The 1,857-nt window shown below is 68.2% G+C and carries 3 protein-coding genes and 1 pseudogene; all 4 read right to left on the bottom strand.

Annotation, left to right across the window (positions count from 1 at the left end; translation table 11 throughout):
- Nucleotides 1-594, bottom strand: a pseudogene (locus tag WB308_RS04315) (NADH-quinone oxidoreductase subunit C); the annotation flags it as partial.
- A complete protein-coding gene (locus WB308_RS04310) occupies nt 591-1,076 on the bottom strand; it encodes an NADH-quinone oxidoreductase subunit C (protein ID WP_424189355.1) in 486 nt (161 codons plus the stop codon). The pseudogene WB308_RS04315 and the gene WB308_RS04310, both read right to left, overlap by 4 nt.
- A 2-nt stretch (nt 1,077-1,078) precedes the next feature.
- Nucleotides 1,079-1,534, bottom strand: coding sequence for an NADH-quinone oxidoreductase subunit NuoB (gene nuoB / locus WB308_RS04305; RefSeq protein WP_424189357.1), 456 nt, complete (start codon nt 1,532-1,534; stop codon nt 1,079-1,081).
- Nucleotides 1,535-1,604: 70 nt separating this feature from the next.
- A partial coding sequence (locus WB308_RS04300) for an NADH-quinone oxidoreductase subunit A (protein ID WP_424189353.1) occupies nt 1,605-1,857 on the bottom strand: 253 nt, incomplete at its 5' end.

Below are 1,857 nucleotides of genomic sequence, written 5' to 3'. Positions count from 1 at the left end.
CTCCTCGTACTGCACGAGGATCTCTTCCATGCGCTTGAGCCAGCCCTCGGGCAGGTCGCGCGCCACGCCGCCGATGCGGCCATAGGTGTAGGTCACGCGGGCACCGGTGAGCGCGGCGAGGTGCTCGTACATGTAGTCGCGGATCATCACCAGGTACAGGAACGCGGTCATCGCGCCCAGTTCCATCAGCCCGGCAGCCAGGCAGGTGAGGTGGTCGACCAGGCGCGAGTACTCCGACAGCAGCGTGCGCAGGTAACGGCAGCGCGGCGTGATCTGCACGCCCATCAGCGTCTCGACGCCTTCGCAGTAGGCGAAGTCGTTGATCAGCGCCGACACATAGTTCAGACGGTCGACGTAGGGGATCAGGTTGTGCCAGGTGTGGTCCTCGCACTCCTTCTCGAAGCCGCGGTGCAGGTAGCCGCAGTGGACGTCGGCGCGGATCACCTTCTCGCCGTCGAGCTCGGCGATGATCTGGATCGTGCCGTGCGTCGCCGGGTGCGAAGGGCCGATGTTGACGATCATCCGCCCCTCGGCCGCCGTGTCGAAGGCCGGGCGGACGGGGTTCGGCAGCGGGGCGTCGTAGGGGGCGTTCACGCGGGCCTCGCCGGGTCGCGCATCGGGATCAGCGGCTGCTCGCCGTCCTTCGGATAGTCCTTGCGCAGCGGGTGGCCGACGAAGCCCTCGTAGAGCAGCAGCGCCCGCAGGTCGTCGTTGCCGCGGAAGCGGATGCCGTACATGTCGTGGCACTCGCGCTCCGCGTAGCGCGCCGCGTTGTAGAGCGGGGCCAGCGTGTCGACGGCGGCGTCGCCCTCGTCGACGCGGGTCTTCACCCGCACCCGCGCCTTGTGCGTCGTCGAGTAGACGTGCCAGACCACCTCGAAGCGGGGCGTCCTCGGCAGCCAGTCGACGGCGGTGACGTCCAGCAGCATGTCGAAGGCGAAGTCGTCCTTCAGCGCGCGCATCACCGGCACGACGTGGTCGCGGCCGAGCTCCAGCACCAGCACGCCGTGCGACACGCCGGCGGCCGCGGCCGCCGGGAGGCGTGCGCGAAGGTCGGCGAAGACCGCGGGCTCCACAGTCAGAAGTTCCTCGTCAGGATCGGGTGCTTCTGCCGCGCAATGCGGTCCTGCAGCTGCATGATCGCGTCGATCACCGTCTCGGGCCGCGGCGGGCAGCCGGGAACGTAGACGTCCACCGGCACGATGCGGTCGATGCCGGCCACCGCGGCGTAGTTCTGGTAGAAGCCGCCCGAGGTGGCGCACGCGCCGAAGGCCATCACCCACTTCGGCTCGCACATCTGCTCGTAGACCTTGCGCAGGATCGGCGCCTGCTTGTGGGTCACGGTGCCGACGACCATCAGCAGGTCCGACTGGCGGGGCGAGAACCGCGGCAGCGCGGCGCCGAAGCGGTCGGTGTCGTAGGGCGTCGAGGAGACCGCCATGAACTCCATCGCGCAGCAGGCGGTGACGAACGGGTACGGGAACAGCGAGAACTTGCGCGCCCAGCCGACGAACTCGTCCTTCTTGGTCGTCATGTACTCGAGCGCCGGGTTGCGCGTCGAGGACGGGACGATCGGAATCGTGCTGGCGCGGTCGTGCATGGCGCTACTCGGTGACCGCCTCGAGCAGGCGCGCGCGGTAGACGTAGAGCACGATCAGCACCAGCAGCACCATGAAGATCGTGAACGTGGCCAGCATGAACGTGGTCACCGGCTGCGCCCCGAGCGCCCAGATGAACAGGAACACCGTCTCGAGGTCGAACAGGATGAAGACGATCGCCACGGCGTAGTACTTGGCCGGGACCGCCTTCACGTTCAGCCGGTCGATCGGCGTGGCACCGCACTCGAAGGGTTCGAGC

This window comes from Sulfuricurvum sp. (assembly GCF_049587615.1).
Classification (GTDB): Bacteria; Campylobacterota; Campylobacteria; order Campylobacterales; family Sulfurimonadaceae; genus Sulfuricurvum.
This window is presented reverse-complemented; position numbering and strand designations above follow the sequence as displayed.

Coding starts and splice junctions, on each gene's coding strand:
- nuoB (WP_424189357.1), bottom strand. CDS start 1,534: ATGACGACCAAGAAGGACGAGTTCGTCGGCTGGGCGCGCAAGTTCTCG.